This window comes from Azospira sp. MPR-LB4, assembly GCF_058809525.1.
In genome coordinates this window covers 3,195,223-3,211,515 of record NZ_CM179521.1, presented here as the reverse complement: position 1 = coordinate 3,211,515, position 16,293 = coordinate 3,195,223, and the positions used below count along the sequence as shown (strand labels likewise).

Annotated in this window: 18 protein-coding genes; 2 read left to right on the top strand and 16 right to left on the bottom strand. The window is 64.8% G+C overall.

Annotated elements, in window-relative coordinates:
• Window positions 1–4: 4 nt before the first annotated feature.
• On the bottom strand, window positions 5–691 hold the full coding sequence (locus AC3QLZ_RS15095; RefSeq protein ID WP_014236734.1) for a sulfite exporter TauE/SafE family protein: 687 nt from the start codon (window positions 689–691) through the stop codon (window positions 5–7).
• A gap of 129 nt (window positions 692–820) precedes the next feature.
• Window positions 821–2,218: an oxygen-independent coproporphyrinogen III oxidase gene (gene hemN / locus AC3QLZ_RS15090; RefSeq protein WP_014236733.1), complete on the bottom strand. Its 1,398-nt coding sequence runs from the start codon at window positions 2,216–2,218 to the stop codon at window positions 821–823.
• Between the two features lie 151 nt (window positions 2,219–2,369).
• Between hemN and fnr the strand changes: the two genes are divergently transcribed.
• A complete protein-coding gene (gene fnr / locus AC3QLZ_RS15085) occupies window positions 2,370–3,116 on the top strand; it encodes a fumarate/nitrate reduction transcriptional regulator Fnr (RefSeq protein ID WP_014236732.1) in 747 nt (248 codons plus the stop codon).
• A gap of 96 nt (window positions 3,117–3,212) precedes the next feature.
• Here the strand turns inward: fnr and AC3QLZ_RS15080 are convergent, their stop codons facing one another.
• From AC3QLZ_RS15080 to AC3QLZ_RS15030, 11 genes are all read right to left on the bottom strand, one after another.
• Entirely contained in the window at window positions 3,213–3,791 is a 579-nt protein-coding gene (locus tag AC3QLZ_RS15080) for a hemerythrin domain-containing protein (RefSeq protein WP_014236731.1), read from the bottom strand.
• A 10-nt stretch (window positions 3,792–3,801) separates the two neighbouring features.
• A complete protein-coding gene (locus AC3QLZ_RS15075) occupies window positions 3,802–4,188 on the bottom strand; it encodes a SirB2 family protein (protein WP_014236730.1) in 387 nt (128 codons plus the stop codon).
• A 19-nt stretch (window positions 4,189–4,207) separates the two neighbouring features.
• Window positions 4,208–5,425 carry an NnrS family protein gene (locus AC3QLZ_RS15070; RefSeq protein ID WP_014236729.1) on the bottom strand — a complete coding sequence of 406 codons (1,218 nt, stop codon included), beginning with the start codon at window positions 5,423–5,425 and terminating at the stop codon, window positions 4,208–4,210.
• Window positions 5,426–5,440: 15 nt separating this feature from the next.
• Complete coding sequence (locus AC3QLZ_RS15065) at window positions 5,441–6,739, bottom strand: hypothetical protein (protein WP_014236728.1); 1,299 nt, start codon at window positions 6,737–6,739, stop codon at window positions 5,441–5,443.
• Window positions 6,740–6,797: 58 nt separating this feature from the next.
• Window positions 6,798–7,037 (bottom strand): DUF2249 domain-containing protein, encoded by a 240-nt coding sequence (locus AC3QLZ_RS15060; RefSeq protein WP_014236727.1) that lies wholly within the window; start codon window positions 7,035–7,037, stop codon window positions 6,798–6,800.
• Window positions 7,034–7,486 (bottom strand): hemerythrin domain-containing protein, encoded by a 453-nt coding sequence (locus AC3QLZ_RS15055; RefSeq protein WP_014236726.1) that lies wholly within the window; start codon window positions 7,484–7,486, stop codon window positions 7,034–7,036. Before AC3QLZ_RS15055 ends, AC3QLZ_RS15060 begins: the two co-directional genes overlap by 4 nt.
• Before the next feature lie 124 nt (window positions 7,487–7,610).
• The gene (locus AC3QLZ_RS15050) at window positions 7,611–8,351 is read right to left on the bottom strand and encodes an oxygen-binding di-iron domain-containing protein (protein WP_014236725.1); all 741 of its coding nucleotides are present in this window, start codon (window positions 8,349–8,351) and stop codon (window positions 7,611–7,613) included.
• Window positions 8,351–9,016 (bottom strand): chemotaxis protein, encoded by a 666-nt coding sequence (locus AC3QLZ_RS15045; RefSeq protein ID WP_014236724.1) that lies wholly within the window; start codon window positions 9,014–9,016, stop codon window positions 8,351–8,353. Before AC3QLZ_RS15045 ends, AC3QLZ_RS15050 begins: the two co-directional genes overlap by 1 nt.
• On the bottom strand, window positions 9,013–10,176 hold the full coding sequence (locus tag AC3QLZ_RS15040; RefSeq protein ID WP_014236723.1) for an NAD(P)H-dependent flavin oxidoreductase: 1,164 nt from the start codon (window positions 10,174–10,176) through the stop codon (window positions 9,013–9,015). The genes AC3QLZ_RS15045 and AC3QLZ_RS15040 overlap by 4 nt, the downstream gene beginning before the upstream one ends.
• A gap of 120 nt (window positions 10,177–10,296) precedes the next feature.
• A complete protein-coding gene (locus tag AC3QLZ_RS15035; protein ID WP_014236722.1) occupies window positions 10,297–12,054 on the bottom strand; it encodes a PHA/PHB synthase family protein in 1,758 nt (585 codons plus the stop codon).
• Window positions 12,055–12,099: 45 nt separating this feature from the next.
• On the bottom strand, window positions 12,100–13,524 hold the full coding sequence (locus tag AC3QLZ_RS15030; protein ID WP_014236721.1) for an MBL fold metallo-hydrolase RNA specificity domain-containing protein: 1,425 nt from the start codon (window positions 13,522–13,524) through the stop codon (window positions 12,100–12,102).
• A gap of 117 nt (window positions 13,525–13,641) precedes the next feature.
• Between AC3QLZ_RS15030 and AC3QLZ_RS15025 the strand changes: the two genes are divergently transcribed.
• Window positions 13,642–14,085: a universal stress protein gene (locus tag AC3QLZ_RS15025; protein WP_014236720.1), complete on the top strand. Its 444-nt coding sequence runs from the start codon at window positions 13,642–13,644 to the stop codon at window positions 14,083–14,085.
• Between the two features lie 69 nt (window positions 14,086–14,154).
• Here the strand turns inward: AC3QLZ_RS15025 and AC3QLZ_RS15020 are convergent, their stop codons facing one another.
• The 3 genes from AC3QLZ_RS15020 to ccoG are packed head-to-tail and all read right to left on the bottom strand — an operon-like array spanning window position 14,155 to window position 16,262.
• On the bottom strand, window positions 14,155–14,289 hold the full coding sequence (locus AC3QLZ_RS15020; RefSeq protein ID WP_014236719.1) for a DUF3149 domain-containing protein: 135 nt from the start codon (window positions 14,287–14,289) through the stop codon (window positions 14,155–14,157).
• Between the two features lie 17 nt (window positions 14,290–14,306).
• Window positions 14,307–14,831 carry a FixH family protein gene (locus AC3QLZ_RS15015; RefSeq protein ID WP_014236718.1) on the bottom strand — a complete coding sequence of 175 codons (525 nt, stop codon included), beginning with the start codon at window positions 14,829–14,831 and terminating at the stop codon, window positions 14,307–14,309.
• An 18-nt stretch (window positions 14,832–14,849) separates the two neighbouring features.
• Window positions 14,850–16,262: a cytochrome c oxidase accessory protein CcoG gene (gene ccoG / locus AC3QLZ_RS15010; RefSeq protein ID WP_014236717.1), complete on the bottom strand. Its 1,413-nt coding sequence runs from the start codon at window positions 16,260–16,262 to the stop codon at window positions 14,850–14,852.
• Window positions 16,263–16,293 lie beyond the last annotated feature (31 nt).

Below are 16,293 nucleotides of genomic sequence, written 5' to 3'. Positions count from 1 at the left end.
ATTTCTAGATGTTATGGGCCAGGCGCCAGGCACCCAGCAGGCCCCACAGGCCGAAGCCGAGCACGCTCAGCCCGGCGATGCCGCGCACCCAGGGGCGCCGCACGAAATCCTTCAGCCGCGCCGCCAGGAGGCCGGCCAGCAGCAGGTTGGGCAGGGTGCCCAGGCCGAAGGCCAGCATCACCGCGCCGCCCCGGGCGGCGCTGCCGCTCACCAGGGCGGTGGTCAGCACACTGTATACCAGACCGCAGGGCAGCCAGCCCCACAGCAAGCCCAGGGGAAAGGCCTGGGCCGGGCTGCGGGCGGGCAGAAAACGTTTGGAAAAGGGCTGCAGACGGCGCCACAGGCCCTGGCCTGCCCGCTCGGTCCACGCCAGGGCCTGGGTGGCGCCAAGCAGATAAAGGCCCAGGGCCACCAGCATCAGGTTGGCCAGCACGTAGAGCACCAGGCGCAGGGACCATTGCTCTCCCAGGTGGGCGCCGGCCGCGCCGACGGCCCCCGCCAGGAGGCCGGCCAGGCCATAGCTGGCGATACGCCCCAGGTTGTAGGCCAGATGCAGGGACCAGCGGCTGCCTCCGGCCTGCCCCAGAGAGAGGGCGCCGACGATGCCGCCGCACATGCCGATGCAGTGGGTGCCGCCGAGAAAGCCGACGAGGAGGACGGAAAGCAGGGTGGGCAGGAAGGAGTCAGCCACGTGGGAGCGCCGTGCGGAAAGTGAAAAAGGCCATGGCCAAAATTATACCGGGCACTGGGGTTTCCCCCAGCGCCCGGCTTTTCCCCCCTGAGGCTTGCCTCAAGTTAAACGCGGTATCCCGTAGCCCGGTCAGATGACCTTGCTGTAACGGGTGCGCTGCCGATCGGCGCGCAGATATTTGTCGAACACCATGGAGATGGCCCGCACCAGGAGACGTCCCGGGGGCAGCACGGTGATCCATTTGTCGTCCACCTTCACCAGCCCGCCCCGCTCCAGTTCCTTCAGGTCCTCCAGTTCGGCGGCGAAGTACTTCTTGAAGTCGATCAGGTGGGCGATTTCGATGGACTCGGTGGAGATTTCGAAATGGCACATCAGGGCCTGGATGATGGAACGGCGCAGCAGGTCGTCGGCGGTCAGCTCGATGCCCCGCAGCACCGGCAGCACGCCGGCGTCCAGGCGGTCGTAGTACTCGTCCAGGGTGCGGTAGTTCTGGCTGTAGGTGGGCCCCACCTTGGCGATGGAGGAAATGCCGAAGGACAGCATGTCGCAGTCCGCATGGGTGGAGTAGCCCTGGAAATTGCGGTGCAGCCGGCCCTGGCGCTGGGCCACGGCCAGCTCGTCGTCCGGCTTGGCGAAGTGGTCCATGCCGATGAAGACGTAGCCGGCATCGGTCAGCTTCTTGATGGCCAGGGAGAGCAGCTGCAGGCGCGTGTCGGCGTTGGGCAGGTCGCTCTCGTTGATGCGCCGCTGGGGCTTGAAGAGGCCCGGCAGGTGGGCATAGTTGTAGATGGAGAGACGCTCCGGGTCCATGGCCAGGACCCGCTCCAGGGTGCGGTTGAAGCCCATCACCGTCTGGTGGGGCAGGCCGTAGATGAGGTCCACGCTGATGGACTTGAAGCCGCTCTTGCGCGCCTGGTCCATCACCGTGAAGGTTTCTTCCTCGGTCTGGATGCGATTGATGGCCTGCTGCACCCGCTCGTCGAAATCCTGGACGCCCAGGCTCATGCGGTTGAAGCCCAGCTCGCCGAGCAGGGCCACGGTGGGCCGGTCCACCTTGCGCGGATCCACTTCGATGGAAATCTCGGCCCCATCCACCAGCTTGAAATGGCGGTGGGTGAGGTCCATCAGCTGGTGCATTTCCTCATGGGAGAGGAAGGTGGGCGTGCCGCCGCCCCAGTGCAGCTGGGAGACTTCCCGATCCCCGTCCAGCAGGTACTCGGCCTGCAGGGCCATCTCCTTGCCCAGGTACTTGATGTACTTGGCGCTGCGGCCGTGATCCTTGGTGATGATCTTGTTACAGGCGCAGTAGTAGCAGATGGTGTTACAGAAGGGGATGTGGAAGTATAATGACAGCGGTCGGCTGATACCGCCGATGTTGCGTTTGCCCAACCACAGCTTCAGGGCCTCGGCATCGAAGGCTTCGACAAAACGGTCAGCCGTCGGATAGGACGTGTAGCGCGGTCCATTGACGTCGAAGCGGCGGATGATCTGGGGATCGAAAACCAGGTTGTTGGCGGTAAATGTCATTGAAAAACAGTCGTTGCAGAACCACACATTAGGTGCGGCTTATTATCGTGGTGCAGGAACTGGGGCACGTTGACCTGGATCAAAGGCTTCCAAAGGGCCTTCCGGCGCAGGTTACCACCATCCGAACGCCCTTGGCCCAGCGAGGAACAGCATGCCGTTGAAGAAGACCAGCGCCCAAGAAATTACCCTGTCGGTCATCAAGACCGCCTGCTCGAACTGTAACCTGCAAGAACTGTGTCTTCCCTACGGTCTCAACGAGACCGAGATGTCCAAGCTGGACGAACTGGTCAGCACCCGCCGCAAGATCAAGCGCGGCGACCACCTGTACCGGGCCGGGGAGGCCTTCGAATCCATCTACGCCATCCGCGCCGGTTTCTTCAAGACCGACGTGCTGCTGGAAGACGGCCGCGACCAGGTCACCGGCTTCCAGATGGCCGGCGAGCTGCTGGGCCTGGACGGCATCAGCACCGAACACCATTCCTGTAACGCGGTGGCCCTGGAAGACAGCGAAGTCTGCATCATCCCCTTCCCCCGCCTGGAAGGCCTGTCCCGGGAGATCGTGGCCCTGCAGCACCACTTCCACAAGGTGATGAGCCGGGAGATCGTGCGCGACCACGGGGTCATGATGCTGCTCGGCACCATGCGGGCGGAAGAACGGCTGGCCGCCTTCCTCCTCAATCTCTCCCAGCGCTTCACCGCCCGCGGCTATTCCCACGCCGAGTTCTACCTGCGCATGACCCGGGAAGAAATCGGCAGCTACCTGGGCCTCAAGCTGGAAACCGTTTCCCGCGCCTTCTCCCGCTTCCAGGAAGAAGGTCTGATCGCCGTGCAGCAAAAGCACATCCGCATCCTGGACATCCCGGGCCTGAAAAAGCTGATGACCCACCAGTCGGCCTGATCCCGGGCAAGCGTCAAACAAAAAAGCGGCTCCGCGGAGCCGCTTTTTTTATTGCCCGGATTATTGCCCGGGCTTAGTCCAGGAGTGCCGGCAGTCCTACTGTTCCCCTTCCGGAAACACCGCCCCCCGCCGTGCCGCCATGCTGCGGCCGACGGCGGCCGCCTGCTCGGGGGACAGCAGGCGCCGCCCCAGGGGCAGCAGCTCCCGGGTTTCCAGATCGATGTGTCCCAGATAAAGCTCGGCCAGCCCTTCCACCATGGCCGCCGGCAGGGCCTCGCTGCATTCCCCCGGCTGGGCCGCGACGATGGCCTGCAGGCGGGCCAGCACCTCGTCCCGGGCCCGGTCCATGCGCCGGTGATCGGCCAGGATGCGCTCGATGAGGGCCTCCACCTGAGCCGCCACCGCCGCTTCCCGGGCCACCGCCTGGCTCGCCCGCAGGGCGGGAAAGAGGTCATCCTCCTCGTCCGCATGGTGATGGGGAGCGGCCACGGAGAAATAGCGCAGCACGCCCTGGGCCGCCTCCCGGGCAGCCTGGTCGGCACCGTGCCGGGGCAGGTGCTGCACCAGGCGACGCAGGGTCTCGATCTGGGCCTGGATGCGACCGTGACAGGCATCCAGCATTTCCAGGGGTTCGTCGAAACTGGGGGCGGCGGCGCCCAACAGGCTGTGGCTCATGCAATTCCTTTCACAGACCGGCGAAGAAGCCGGCGGGATGACGCGTCAGGGCAACGGAAACGATATAGGCGAAACACGACAGGGCCATGACGAAAAAGATGCCCCGCACCGCCTTGCTGCGCCCCCGCTTGAGGGCCACGCTGCCACAGCCGATGTAGGCCAGCAGGGCCAGCACCTTGGCCGTCAGCCAGCCCTGGACGAAGGGATACTGGCCGGAGAGAAAGGCCAGGGCCAGGGCGCTGCCGAGCAGCAGGGTATCCACCACATGGGGCGCCACCCGCGGCAGGCGCCCCTGCAGTCGAGGCGACTCCTGCAGCATCCAGAATCCGCGCAGGAGGAATCCGAGGCCGGAGAGGACGACGCAGGTGATGTGCAGATGCTTGAGGGCCAGGTACATGGGATGGCTCCGCGATCCGTCAGCCGGGCTGGCCGTCGGGCCGGGGCCGCAGGTACATGGCGCCGTGGCGCCGCACCCACAGGGCGAACACCAGCAGCCAGGCCAGGCTGGCCAGCCACTGCAGGTTGAAGGGGCCGGACAGGGGCAGGAACTCGCCGGCGATGCGCAGCAGGGGCACGCTCTGGAACAGCCAGAACAGGGGCCAGGTGGTCTGATCCCCGGCGTTGATGGGCCGGCCCGAATGCCCCAGGGTGACCCGGGTGACCATGCCCAGCAGCATGGAAACAAAATAGCCGATGCTGATGGCGTGCAGGGGCGCCAGGCCGCCGAAGCTGCCGCCCAGCGCCAGGGCCAGCCCCTGGCAGGCATAGAGCACCAGCCCCAGGCCCAGCCAGACGGTGGCGCCGTGGATCATGGCCAGCATGGGCACCGCCAGGCTGCGCCGAAGCTGCCACTTCCAGGAGAAATGGATGACCACGGCGGCGGCAACGGCGTCCGGCAGCCACAGGGCTCCGTGCCAGCCGACCAGGGCCAGCAGGGCGTGGCCAAGGAAACAGGCCAGCACCAGCCACAGCAGGGGCATGGGTCGGTAGATGGTGTAGTTCTTCAGCACCGCTGCAGTGAAGAAGGGCAGCATGCGATGGCTGACGATGAAGAACACCGGCAGCAGGCAGCCCCACAGCCCCAGCTCGATGCCGGCCCGCACCCCGTCGCCGGCCATGGCTGCCAGGCCCCAGGCATAGGCCCAGAGGGCGACCAGGCCCAGCCCCAGGGCGGCCAGCAGCGCGTAGGCGTGGGAACGGTCCGGTGCGAAGCCCCGGGGCTGGGGCCAGGTCACGGCCCGGGCCAGGGCGACCAAGCCCCACAGCCAGCCGAGGGACGCCACCACCAGGCCGGACACGGCCAGGGGCGCCGCCAGCAGGCCGCCCCAGAAGAGCAGCCAGCCGCCTGCCAGCAGAGCGAAGGCCGGCAGGTACTGGCCCCGCGTCAGGGCCGGGGCGCTCACCCACTTGGGCAGGGCCGTCATGAGAAAGCCGAAGATGAAGGGGGGGAACAGGCCGAACAGCATCAGGGCCCCATGCAGCCAGATGCCGGGCAGGGCCCAGGCCGGAGCCCCATAGAGTCCGGCATAGCGGCCGCCCAGGTCCGCCGCCCAGAACAGCACCGCCAGCAGGCTCTGCAGGGCGCCGAGGGCGAACATGACCCGGTGGGGGGCGCTGAAAAAGGCCTTGAACATGGAATCTCCGAAAAATCAGGCAGCCGTGGCGAGTTGCTCGCCGATATGCCGCAGGTGCCGCCGATAGACCTGCAGGCAGCGCCAGAGGTTCACCAGCAACCACAGGTTGGACAGCAGCAGGGCCAGTCCGGCCGGCCAGGCGAACCAGGCGGGGCGGACCACGGCGGCCAGCAGCAGGGCCAGGGAAGCGGCATGGGCCGCCATCTGCCGCGCCATGGCGCTCTCGGCCAGGATGCGCTTCATGTTCGGCGCCAGCACCCGGCCCTGGCCCGCGTTCTGCAGATGCAGCCAGATGAGGAAGGGCACGATCTTGTACAGCATGCCGGTGATCACCGACATGAACCCGCCCACCAGCAGGAGCATGCCCAGCAGCAGGGGCAGCCCGGGCCACAGGCCCAGGGCCGGCCACAGCTGCCCCACCGCCCACAGGGCCGCCCCGCCGACGGCGCAGGCCAGCCCCAGCCGCCAGTAGCGCTGGGTGGCATCGAGCCTGGCCCGCTTGCTGCGCACCAGCAACCACAGGGTCGCCAGGGCAAAGGTGCCGCAACCGGCCGCCACCAGGGCCGCCAGGAGGGGGGCGCCGCCCCAGCCGGCCGCCTCGGCGCCGCTCCACAGGGCCAGCAGCAGGAACAGCAGGGGCGCCAGGAGCCGGGTCAGCCAGCCGGGAAAAGCCGGCGTCAGGAGGAACATGGGCACCACCACGTAGGCGACGCCGGACAGCAGCAGCACGCCCCAGCCCACCAGGCCCCAGGCCAGGTGGATGCCGGTGATTTCCAGCAGGGGCCAGGACAGCCCCCAGGCCAGGTTGACCAGCATGGACAGGCCCAGCAGCACCGTCACGCCGAGGCCGGCCACGGCCAGCTTGAGGGCCCACTGGATGGTGCTGCCCATGGGAATCTGAACCAGGGCCCGGCCGACGGCAACGAGGAAGATAAGAATGCCGCCACCGAGACACAACAGGGCGCCCTGGAACAGTTCGCTGCGGTAGGTGAGGAAGGCCCCCACCAGGAACAGCAGCCCCAGGGTAAGCAGGCCGTGCACCGCCCGGGCCACGCCCAGGGGCCGGGCCACGCCGGCGCCGGTGGCCACCGGCAGGATCTGCAGCAGGGCACCGACCATGGTCTGCAGCATGAAGCCGGCCGTCAGCAGGTGGGTGAAGGCCAGGGCGCCGGCGGTCCAGCGGGAGGCCAGCAGCTCCGGCCCGAGGAGCAGCAGGAGCAGGCCGGCGGCCGCCGCGAACAGGGGGGCGCTGAGGAAGAAGCGCAGGGGCGCCGCCAGGGGCGGGGCCTGGTCGAAGGACAGCATGGCTTGCATGGGAAGCGTCCTGGGCGGCGGCGTGACGATCAGCGGCGACGGGCCGGCGCCAGGGACCTCAGGCCGCCACCTTCCAGATGAGAATCTCCACCGTGCCGTCTTCTGCGGTCTGGGAACGGTAGGTATAGCCGTTGTTCACCAGGGTGCGGTACAGGGGATGGGGCTCCCGGTAGAGCAGGAGCAGCATCTTTTCCCCGTCCTTCAGCTCATCCAGGCCCTCCATGGTGCGCACGAAGGGTTCGGGCGGCTCCATCATGCGGGCATCCACCACCAGGGTGGCTTCGTCGCGGGCACTCATGACTGGGCACTCCCGGTGGTCTTCTGCAGCAGGGGCAGCAGCTCACCGGCATGCCCGGCCAGATGTTCGTCGCACATGGGATACAAGACGTTTTCTTCCTTCAGGTTGTGCTGCTGCATGAGGATCAGCAGGGTCTCGGCCGCCCCCAGGTAGTCGTCCTGGTCGCCGGCGGCCAGGGCCTGGCGCGCCTCGTCCATGAGACTGCGCATCTGCACATGTTCCAGCCGCATCATCTGGGTGGGCCCCATGCGGATGCCGGTGGCCTGCTCGAAGGCGGGAAAGAGGGTTTCCTCTTCCGCCTGGAAATGGGCCAGGGTGGCTTGGCAGAAATCGGCGAAGAGCTGGGCCGGCAAGGCCGGGTCGGGTTGGGCGAGGGACTGCTCCACGGCCGCGAACAGGTCGTCGCAGCGGCGGTGGTCGCCACTCATGTAGTCTCGGATGGGGGTCATGCCTGCTTCCTCTCTGGGGTTCAGGCAGATTCTGCCCAGCCCGGCAGGAGGACTCCTTGACTGGAATCAAAAGCGCCGGACAGGTGTCCGGCGCCGGGCGAAACAGGAGGGCGGGAGAGGCCGCTCAGCCGCGCAGGATGCCGACCTGCAGCTCGTCGAACCAGTTGATGAAGCGCTGCACGTCGGCCCCCTGGTAGATAGCGCCGTGCTGGGGGCAGAGCATGTCGATTTCCATCTGGGCCACCCGCTCGCACCAGCGGCGCTTGGCTTCGTTGGAACCCATCCAGCGACGGTGGAAGCCTTCGGCGTGCTTGATGTGGCGGTCAAAATCCTCGACGAAGAGGCCAGCCTCCTCGGGCGGCAGCAGGGCGGCGCCGACGTCGCCGGAGAAGTACATGCGGGCCTGGCGGTCGTAGAGGTGGAAATTGCCGGAGGAATGCAGGTAGTGGGCCGGCACCGCCGTCAGGGTGAGGCCGTTGAGGCCGATCTCCATACCCTCGTCGGGAATGGGCACGAAGGTGTCGCTGGTGCCGCCGAAATGGGGAATGAAGCTCTCCCAGAGCCAGCTGGTGTAGCAGTGCATCTTGGGATTGAATTCCAGCCACATGGCCAGGGAGGAGATGATGTCCGGGTCCTGGTGGGAAGCGAACAGGCCGACCACTGCGGACGGATCGAACTCGGCCGCCAGGGCGGAGAACACCGCCGGGAAAATCTCGGCGCCGCCCGGGTCCAGGATCAGCCCCTGGACGCCGTTGGCCACCAGGTACTCATTGGTGTCGATGAGGGAGTCGGGACGTTCCGGATCGCGCACGATGGCCACCCACTTGTGGGTGCCGTCCTGAAAGATGGTCTGGGTCTTTTTCATTATCTCCCCCCGAAGAAGCTGGATTTTTTCAGGGTCTCCAGGGAACCGCGGATCTCTTCGACAATGCCGTCGAACTCGCCGGAAACCTGGGCCAGGGCCCCGGTAAAGCTTTGCCCGTAGGCGGCTTCGATCTTGGCCGACTTGGCCAGCACGCCGCCCAGCTCCACCAGCTGGAAAGCATCTTCCAGGGCCAGCTTCAGCTCGCGCCGCAGGCGGGAAAGGGTCTCGCGCCGCACCTGGGCCTCCCGGTCGCGCCGCCGCAGCACCTCTTCCAGGCGGGCGTTGCCGCCGGAAAGCTGGACACCGGCCGCCAGCAGGCGGGAATAGCGGGAATGCTGCAGCAGGCGGGACACTTCCACCACGGAGGCGTGGATCAGCTGGCGCAGGGACTCCATCTGGGTCCGCAGGTCCCGGGAGAAGACTCGCAATTCGTTGGAGAGAACGCCGAAGCCGAGGGCGGCACTGCCGGCCCGCTTGGCCAGGAAGATGGCGTTCAGGGCCATGATGTTGATCTTGAAGGCGACGGCCACCACCGCCTTGATCTGTTCGTTGATGCGCACGATGCGCAGCAGGTCCAGGGACGCCCCGGCAGTTCCTTCCGCGGCACGAATGCCGGAATGGGATGCCGGGTAGGTGTCGGAAACCTGCAGCGCCGTGGAGGTCATGTGAAGACGGGTTTTTCGCCAGTCAGCAGATAATGCATCAATTCTCGCACGGGGCGAATGGCGGAACCAAACGGCAGGCTGGAGGCGCCGCGGAAGAAAAGGCCCTTCTGCACGTCGCCGGTGACGGCGGCAGCCAACTGGTTGTCGATGCAGAACTGGCCATGCTTGGGGTTGCTGTCCCGCAGGCCGCACTGCAGCAGGCAGTCCCAGGCCAGGGTGCATTTGTGCTCCTTGCCGGCGGCGGCAGCCATGAGCTTTTCTTCCCGGTTCAGGTACTTTTCCAGCCAGGGGGTCTTCACTGCCCGGGCCGGCAGGCCGGCACAGCTCATGAAGTCCACCACGTCCTTGTCCTTGGCGCCGGCCAGGACCTTCTTGAATTCGATGTCGGCGTCGCCCTCTTCGGCCACGGCGAAGGCACTGCCCAGCTGCACGGCGGCAGCGCCCATGTCGATCAGCTCCCGCACCCGTTCGTGGCTGTTGATGCCGCCAGCCGGAATCAGGGGAATCTTCTCGGAAGCAATGCCCATTTCCTCGAAGGCTTCCAGCACGCCGGGGATGACCACCTCGAAGTTGAAGCGGGGATCGTTCACATCCTCCTTCTTGGCGGCACCCAGGTGGCCGCCGGCGTAGCGGGGATGTTCGATGACGATGGCGTCGGGGAGGCGGTTCTTGCGCATCCATTTCTTCAGCAGCAGCACGATGCCGCGCACGTCGGAAAGAATGGGCACCAGGGCCACGTCCGGGTAGCCCTCGGTCAATTCGGGCAGATCCAGGGGCAGGCCGGCACCCATGACGATGGCCTCGGCGCCGGACTGACAGGACTGACGCACGTAATCCTGGTACTGGGTCACCGCCCGCATGACGTTCACGGCGATGACGCCGCGGCCCTGGGCGATGTCCTGGGCCATCTTGATTTCCCGGTCGAGGGCGATCAGGTTGGCCTTTTCGATGGCTTCCCGGTTGCGGGAACGGCCGGTCTCGGCCATCAGGTCCGGGTGGTGGCGGCGCAGATCGACGCTGGCGATGGTCCCCACCCCGTTGAGGGAGGCGACGGTACCAGCCAGGCGGTGGGCGGAAATACCGACCCCCATTCCCCCCTGGACGATGGGCACCAGGGTCTTACCTTTGATTTTGAGAGGGGGGAAAGCGGTGGAGCTCATCGAGTCTGGGGCCTAAAAACAAAGCCGCCCACGATATCACAATCCGGGATGCTTGGCTTGATCTGGATTAAGCCTTTTGTCGTAGCTCCCCCGCCGGGCTTTCCCCTTCCCATGCCTGCCTCAGGGTTCCAGCACGTAGGTGCCCGGCGCCGGCGCCAGGGCCGGAAAATCCTTGTGGGGCTTGGGCGGGGCCACCAGGGCGCCACTCTTGGGCACCAGCCACTGCACCCAGTCCTCCCACCAGCTGCCAGGACGCTTCTCGGCCGCCGCTTCCCAACGCTCGATATTCTCGCCCCGCTCCGGCTCGCCCACCCAGTAGCTGCGCTTGGGCGGATTCACCGGCGGATTGACGATACCGAGGATGTGGCCGGAAGTGGACAGCACGAACCGGGTCGGCGCACTGACGTACTTGCGGATGCGATAGCACTGGCGCCAGGGGGCGATATGGTCGTCCTCCGCCGTCACTGCATAGAGAGGCTGGGTGATGCGTTCCAGGTCGATGGCCTCACCGCCGATGGTAAGGGCATCCTTCTTCACCAGATTATTGTTGAGGTACATCTCCCGCAGGTAGTAGGAATGCATGGCGTAAGGCATGCGGGTGCTGTCCACGTTCCAGAACAGCACGTCGAAAGGCGCCAGGGGCTCGCCGTAGAGGTAGCTGTGCACGTAGTAGTGCCAGATCAGGCTGTTGGAACGCAGCATGCGGAAGGAGGACATCATTTCCTTGCCGTCGAGGTAGCCCTTCTTGGCCATGGAATCCTCGATCCACTTGACGCTGGCCGGATCCACGAAGACCTCGATGTCGCCGGGACGGGAGAAATCCGTCAGGGTGGTGAACAGGGTCCAGGAGGACACCGGCACCTTGTCGGCACTGCCGAACTTGCGGTTGGCCCAGGCCATGTAAGCCGTCAGGGTGGTGCCGCCGATGCAGTAGCCCACCGCATTGACCTGAGGCACCTTGCAGATGGTGCGGGCGGCTTCCATGACCTCATGCACGCCCTCAGTCACATAGTCTTCGTAGGTGACCTGGGACATGTCCTCGGTCGGATTTTTCCAGCTGGTGATGAAAACCGTGAAGCCCTTCTCCACCAGATAGCGCACCAGGCTCTTCTTGGCGGTCAGGTCCAGAATGTAGAACTTGTTGATCCAGGGCGTGACGATGACGATGGGCTGTTTGTAGACCTGGGCCGTGGTCGGGGTGTACTGGATCAGTTCCACCAGGCGGTTGCGGAACACCACCTGGCCGGGCGTGGTCGCCAGATCGACGCCGACCTTGAAGGCATCCTCGTCCACCATGCGCACGGTGCCGGACTGGCTGTCCTTGAGATAGTTCTCCATGCCCCGGGCCAGGGACTCTCCCTTGCTCTCGACGAACTTGCGCAGGGCCACCGGGTTGGTCCAGAAGAAATTGGTGGGCGCCACGGCATTGAGCCACTTGCGCAGCCAGAAGGCGGCGCGGCGGCGCTCCTTGTCCGACAGTCCGGGGGTCTCGAAGTACATGTCCTCCAGCCGGTGGGTCATGGCCAGATACCACTCCTTCATGATGTCCCAGGTCGGGGACTGCTCCCATACCGGATCTGAAAAACGGCTGTCATCCTCGTGGGGGCGCACCACATCCTCGGAAGGCAGGCCCAGGGCCCGGCGCATGACGTGGGCCTGGAGGGCCAGCAGGTCGCCGGAAAGACCCGTCATGACGCGGCTCAGCTCCTGGGGATGCATCAGCCAGGCGGCCTGGGCATTGAGCATGGAGGTGGTGATGCCAAAAGGATCGACCTGCTTCTCCAGTTTCTCCCCCATGTCTTCCAGGGGACTGGCTCCCGAGAGGTTGATGCTCTTGTGGTGCTTGGAGGAGGAAGCTGAATTGGGGTTGGCCGCCATGGTTTTCTGCCTTTTTAGGACTGACGCTGGAAGAGGAATTTTATATCAAACTATGACAGGGTCGTTGCAACGGGCTACGGCCACATTGGCCCAGCCGTAGCGCTGTTCGATGGCATCGCGCAGGGCCTCGGCAGCCTCCGGCTCGCCATGGACGACCCGCACCTGGCCCGGCGCCCGGGAAAAGTGTCCGACCCAGTCCAGCAGCGCCTGCTGGTCCGCATGGGCGGAGAGGCCGCCGATGGTATGCACGTCCGCCCGCACCGGCACGATCTGGCCGAACAGGCGCACGGTCCGGGCCCCATCCACCAATCGACGCCCCAGGGTGCCAGCCGCCTGGAAGCCGGTAATCAGCACCGTGCTCTCGGGACGGGGCAGGTTGTAGGCCAGGTGGTGCTTGATGCGTCCCGCATCGCACATGCCGCTGGCGGAGATGATCACGGCGCCTTCCCGGATGTCGTTGAGGGCCATGGACTCTTCCACGTCGGCGGTGAAATGCACCCGCACCGCCTGGGGATTGGCTTCCTGCCAGGCCATCAGGTCCCGGGTTTCGTCGTCCCACAGATGGCGGTACTTGAGGGTGATGCGGGTGGCCGCATCGGCCATGGGGGAATCCACGTAAATCTTCAGGTGGGGCAGCCGCCCCTGCCGCACCAGACCGCCAAGGACATAGAGGATTTCCTGGGTCCGCCCCACGGCGAAGGCGGGGATGATGATGTTGCCGCGCTTCTCGCCGAACGTGTGCTCAAAGGCCCGGATCAACTCCGCCTCGGTATCCTCCAGGGGCCGGTGCACCCGGTTGCCGTAGGTCGATTCGATGCAGAGCAGGTCGGCCTCGGCGATGAACTCGGGGTCCCGCAGCACGGGGCGCCCCGGCTGCCCCAGGTCGCCCGAGAACACCAGCTTGCGCGGACCGTCGGCCGTGTCGATCTGCACCTCCAGAATGGCCGACCCCAAAATGTGACCCGCATCCCGGAAACGCACGCTGACACCGGATGCCGGATGCAGGGGGGTGTCGTAATCGACGGCACGCAGCAGCTTCAGGCACTCCTGGGCCTGGGTCACCGTATAGAGCGGCGGCTGCAGACCGCGCCCGCCGCGGCCGGAGCGGTGGCTGCGACGCAACTGCCACTCCGACTCCTTCTCCTGGATATGGGCCGAATCGAGCAGCAGCACCTGCAGCAGGTCGGTCGTGGCGGCGGTGGCGTAGATGGGGCCGCGATAGCCCAGCATGGCCAGGCGCGGCAGCAGTCCGGAATGGTCGATATGGGCGTGGGTCAGCAGGACGAAGTCCAGATGGCGCACGTCAAAAGCCAGCGCGCGCTGGTTCTTGCCGTAGGCATCGCCGCCCCCCTGGAACATGCCGCAATCCACCAGGAAGCGCAGCCCTTCCATTTCCACCAGGGTGCACGACCCGGTGACCTCACCGGCCGCACCATGCATGCTGACCTGAATCTTGCCCTGCAGCGACATCGATACACTCCTTGCGTTTATGCCATTCTCGCCCCAAGAGTGGCTAGGGTTTTGACTTCCGTCAAAACTGACTTAGGATGGGGCCTAGAGATTTTTTCCCATAGAGGAGCCCCTCACATGTTCAAGCACATCCTACTCCCTACCGACGGTTCCGAACTCTCCCGCGAGACGGCCAAGAAGGCGGTCTCCTTCGCCAAGGAATGCGGCGCCCGCATTACCGCCTTCTACGCCAAGCCCGAGTATCCCGTCACCTACTACGGTGAAGGTGCTCTGATCGATCCGACCACGCCGGAGAAATTTGCCGAACTGGCCGACAACCAGGCCAACGAATTCCTGGGTCAGGTGGAGCAACTCTGCCAGGCCAATGCCGTACCCTGCACCACGGTCGCCGTCACCAGCGACATTCCCTATGAGGCCATCATCGAGACGGCCGAAAAGTCCGCCTGCGACCTCATCTTCATGGCCTCCCATGGCCGCAAGGGCATCACCGGCCTGTTACTGGGCAGCGAGACCAACAAGGTCCTGACCCACTCCAAGGTGCCGGTGCTGGTGTATCGCTGATCCCGGATCAGTTGCCGCAAATGAAAAAGGCCTGGAAATTCCAGGCCTTTTGCTTTGACGGAGACCGGATTACTTCTGACCGGGCTTCTCGTTCATTTTCTTGCTGAAATAGACGCCGAAGTAGGCGCCCATCACCACCACAAAGCCGATGGTGAAGAGACTCAGCAGACCGATATCAGTGGAAAACAATTCCTTCCAAGCCATGGTGTTACCTCCCGTTATTAACGATTAGAAGAAGAAACCGGTGCGGTCACTTTCATAGACAGCGACTCTTGCTTTTCCATTGCCCACTCGGCGGACAGACGCCAGTTGCCGGATTCGTCCTCAAGACGCACCAGCCAGCGATTGCCGACGATGGGATTATTCAATTTGCCACTATAGGCGCCCTGACCATCGGATGCCAGGGTAATTTCCTGATCGAATCCGGCCTTGGCCGGGTGGGCCAGTTTCAGGCGCACATTCTCCGGCAGGGCCGCACCCTGGGTGCTCGTGAGCAGGACGCGGAAGCTGCCGTTGTTACCGGCGAAGACTTCCGCCTGGAGCCCCAATTCCTCGGCCCTGCGATCCCGCTGAATGACCTGGTTCACCTCCAGGCCCTGCTTGTAGTAATCGTCCGCCACCAGGCCGTCGTTGCTCTTGATGGCAAGCCAGACGGTGACGATGCCTGCCAGGATGACAGCGACAGGGCCGGCAGCCAGGATCCAGGGCCAGGGCTCGCGGTACCAGGGTTGTGCAGCAGTTCTCATAGGGGCTCGCTTGAAAAATCAGGGAAGCATGAAACTGGCCTTTTCACTGACGCGCACCTTGTCGTGATTCTGGGCCTGGATTTCAAAGAAAATATGGTTGGCACCCTTGGTACCGGACTCGGGCGGCACACGCACGGACACCAGGACCGACTCGGTGGTGGCGGCAGGCACCTCGACGATGCGCTCGCCGATGATCTCGGCCCCCGGCAGCCCGCTGACGCTGAGGGCATAGCGCCGCGGCGCTTCTTCGGTGTTCATGATGCGCAGAGTGTAGATGTTCTCGATGCGCCCGTCGTCGGCTTCCCGGGCCAGGGTCGCGCGGTCGCGGATGACGTCCACCTTGAGCGGAATGCGGGTACCGAGCCCCCAGGCTGTCGCCAGGATGATCATGCCGAGAATGGCAGAATAGAGCAGCACCCGGGGCCGCATCACATGGGCCACCATTTCCTTGGGCGTGTAGTGCTTGGCCAGGGCATTCTCCGTGGAGTAGCGGATCAGGCCCCGCGGATAGGACATCTTGTCCATCACCTCGTCGCAGGCGTCAATACAGGCGGAACAGCCGATGCACTCGTACTGCAGTCCGTTGCGGATATCGATACCGGTCGGACATACCTGAACGCAGATGCCACAATCGACGCAGTCGCCCTTGCCCTCGCTACGGGGGTCGATCCCTTTCTTGCGCGCGCCCCGCGGCTCACCCCGTTCCGGGTCATAGGTGATGATCAGGGTATCCGGATCGAACATGACCCCCTGGAAACGGGCATAGGGGCACATGTACTTGCACACCTGCTCCCGCAGGAAGCCGGCCTGCATGTAGGTGAAACCGGCGTAAAACAGGATCCAGAAGATTTCCCAGGGGCCGAAGCCGAAGGAAGGAATGGAGGCCACCAGCTCCTTGACGGGGGTGAAATAGCCCACCAGGGTAAAACCGGTCCACAGCGAAAGGATCAGCCACAGGGCATGCTTGGTGGTTTTCAGGCGCAGTTTGCGCCCATCCAGCGGCCCCTTGTCCAGCTTCATGCGGGCGGGCCGGTCACCTTCGACCTTGGCTTCTATCCAGAGAAACAGTTCGGTGTAGACGGTCTGGGGGCAGGCATAGCCGCAAAAGAGCCGCCCGGCCACCGCAGTAAACAGGAACAGGGCATAGGCGGAAATGATCAGCAGCAGCGCCAGGTAAAAGACATCCTGGGGCCAGAACACCATGCCGAAAATATAGAACTTGCGCTCGACCAGATGGAACAGGACCGCCTGGCGGCCATTCCAGTCGACCCAGCAGAGCCCGTAGAACAGGGCCTGGGTGAGGAACACCATCCCCCAACGCCAATTGTTGAAGAGGCCGGAGGCGGCCCGCACGTAGATCTTCTTGTGCTTTTCGTAGAGAGACCCATTCGCTTCCGGTACAGCTGAATTGCCGTTCTCGATCTGGCTCATTGCTTGCTCTTAACGTTTATCAGAATCGCAG

What these genes read in the sequence shown, in the direction of transcription:
- AC3QLZ_RS15045 (WP_014236724.1), bottom strand. Translation starts at nt 9,016, where the DNA reads ATGACCTCCACGGCGCTGCAGGTTTCCGACACCTACCCGGCATCCCAT.
- AC3QLZ_RS15055 (WP_014236726.1), bottom strand. Translation starts at nt 7,486, where the DNA reads ATGACCCCCATCCGAGACTACATGAGTGGCGACCACCGCCGCTGCGAC.
- AC3QLZ_RS15030 (WP_014236721.1), bottom strand. Translation starts at nt 13,524, where the DNA reads ATGTCGCTGCAGGGCAAGATTCAGGTCAGCATGCATGGTGCGGCCGGT.
- AC3QLZ_RS15035 (WP_014236722.1), bottom strand. Translation starts at nt 12,054, where the DNA reads ATGGCGGCCAACCCCAATTCAGCTTCCTCCTCCAAGCACCACAAGAGC.
- AC3QLZ_RS15080 (WP_014236731.1), bottom strand. Translation starts at nt 3,791, where the DNA reads ATGAGCCACAGCCTGTTGGGCGCCGCCGCCCCCAGTTTCGACGAACCC.
- AC3QLZ_RS15020 (WP_014236719.1), bottom strand. Translation starts at nt 14,289, where the DNA reads ATGGCTTGGAAGGAATTGTTTTCCACTGATATCGGTCTGCTGAGTCTC.
- AC3QLZ_RS15065 (WP_014236728.1), bottom strand. Translation starts at nt 6,739, where the DNA reads ATGCAAGCCATGCTGTCCTTCGACCAGGCCCCGCCCCTGGCGGCGCCC.
- AC3QLZ_RS15070 (WP_014236729.1), bottom strand. Translation starts at nt 5,425, where the DNA reads ATGTTCAAGGCCTTTTTCAGCGCCCCCCACCGGGTCATGTTCGCCCTC.
- AC3QLZ_RS15040 (WP_014236723.1), bottom strand. Translation starts at nt 10,176, where the DNA reads ATGAGCTCCACCGCTTTCCCCCCTCTCAAAATCAAAGGTAAGACCCTG.
- AC3QLZ_RS15025 (WP_014236720.1), top strand. Translation starts at nt 13,642, where the DNA reads ATGTTCAAGCACATCCTACTCCCTACCGACGGTTCCGAACTCTCCCGC.
- hemN (WP_014236733.1), bottom strand. Translation starts at nt 2,218, where the DNA reads ATGACATTTACCGCCAACAACCTGGTTTTCGATCCCCAGATCATCCGC.
- fnr (WP_014236732.1), top strand. Translation starts at nt 2,370, where the DNA reads ATGCCGTTGAAGAAGACCAGCGCCCAAGAAATTACCCTGTCGGTCATC.
- AC3QLZ_RS15015 (WP_014236718.1), bottom strand. Translation starts at nt 14,831, where the DNA reads ATGAGAACTGCTGCACAACCCTGGTACCGCGAGCCCTGGCCCTGGATC.
- AC3QLZ_RS15050 (WP_014236725.1), bottom strand. Translation starts at nt 8,351, where the DNA reads ATGAAAAAGACCCAGACCATCTTTCAGGACGGCACCCACAAGTGGGTG.
- ccoG (WP_014236717.1), bottom strand. Translation starts at nt 16,262, where the DNA reads ATGAGCCAGATCGAGAACGGCAATTCAGCTGTACCGGAAGCGAATGGG.
- AC3QLZ_RS15060 (WP_014236727.1), bottom strand. Translation starts at nt 7,037, where the DNA reads ATGAGTGCCCGCGACGAAGCCACCCTGGTGGTGGATGCCCGCATGATG.
- AC3QLZ_RS15075 (WP_014236730.1), bottom strand. Translation starts at nt 4,188, where the DNA reads ATGTACCTGGCCCTCAAGCATCTGCACATCACCTGCGTCGTCCTCTCC.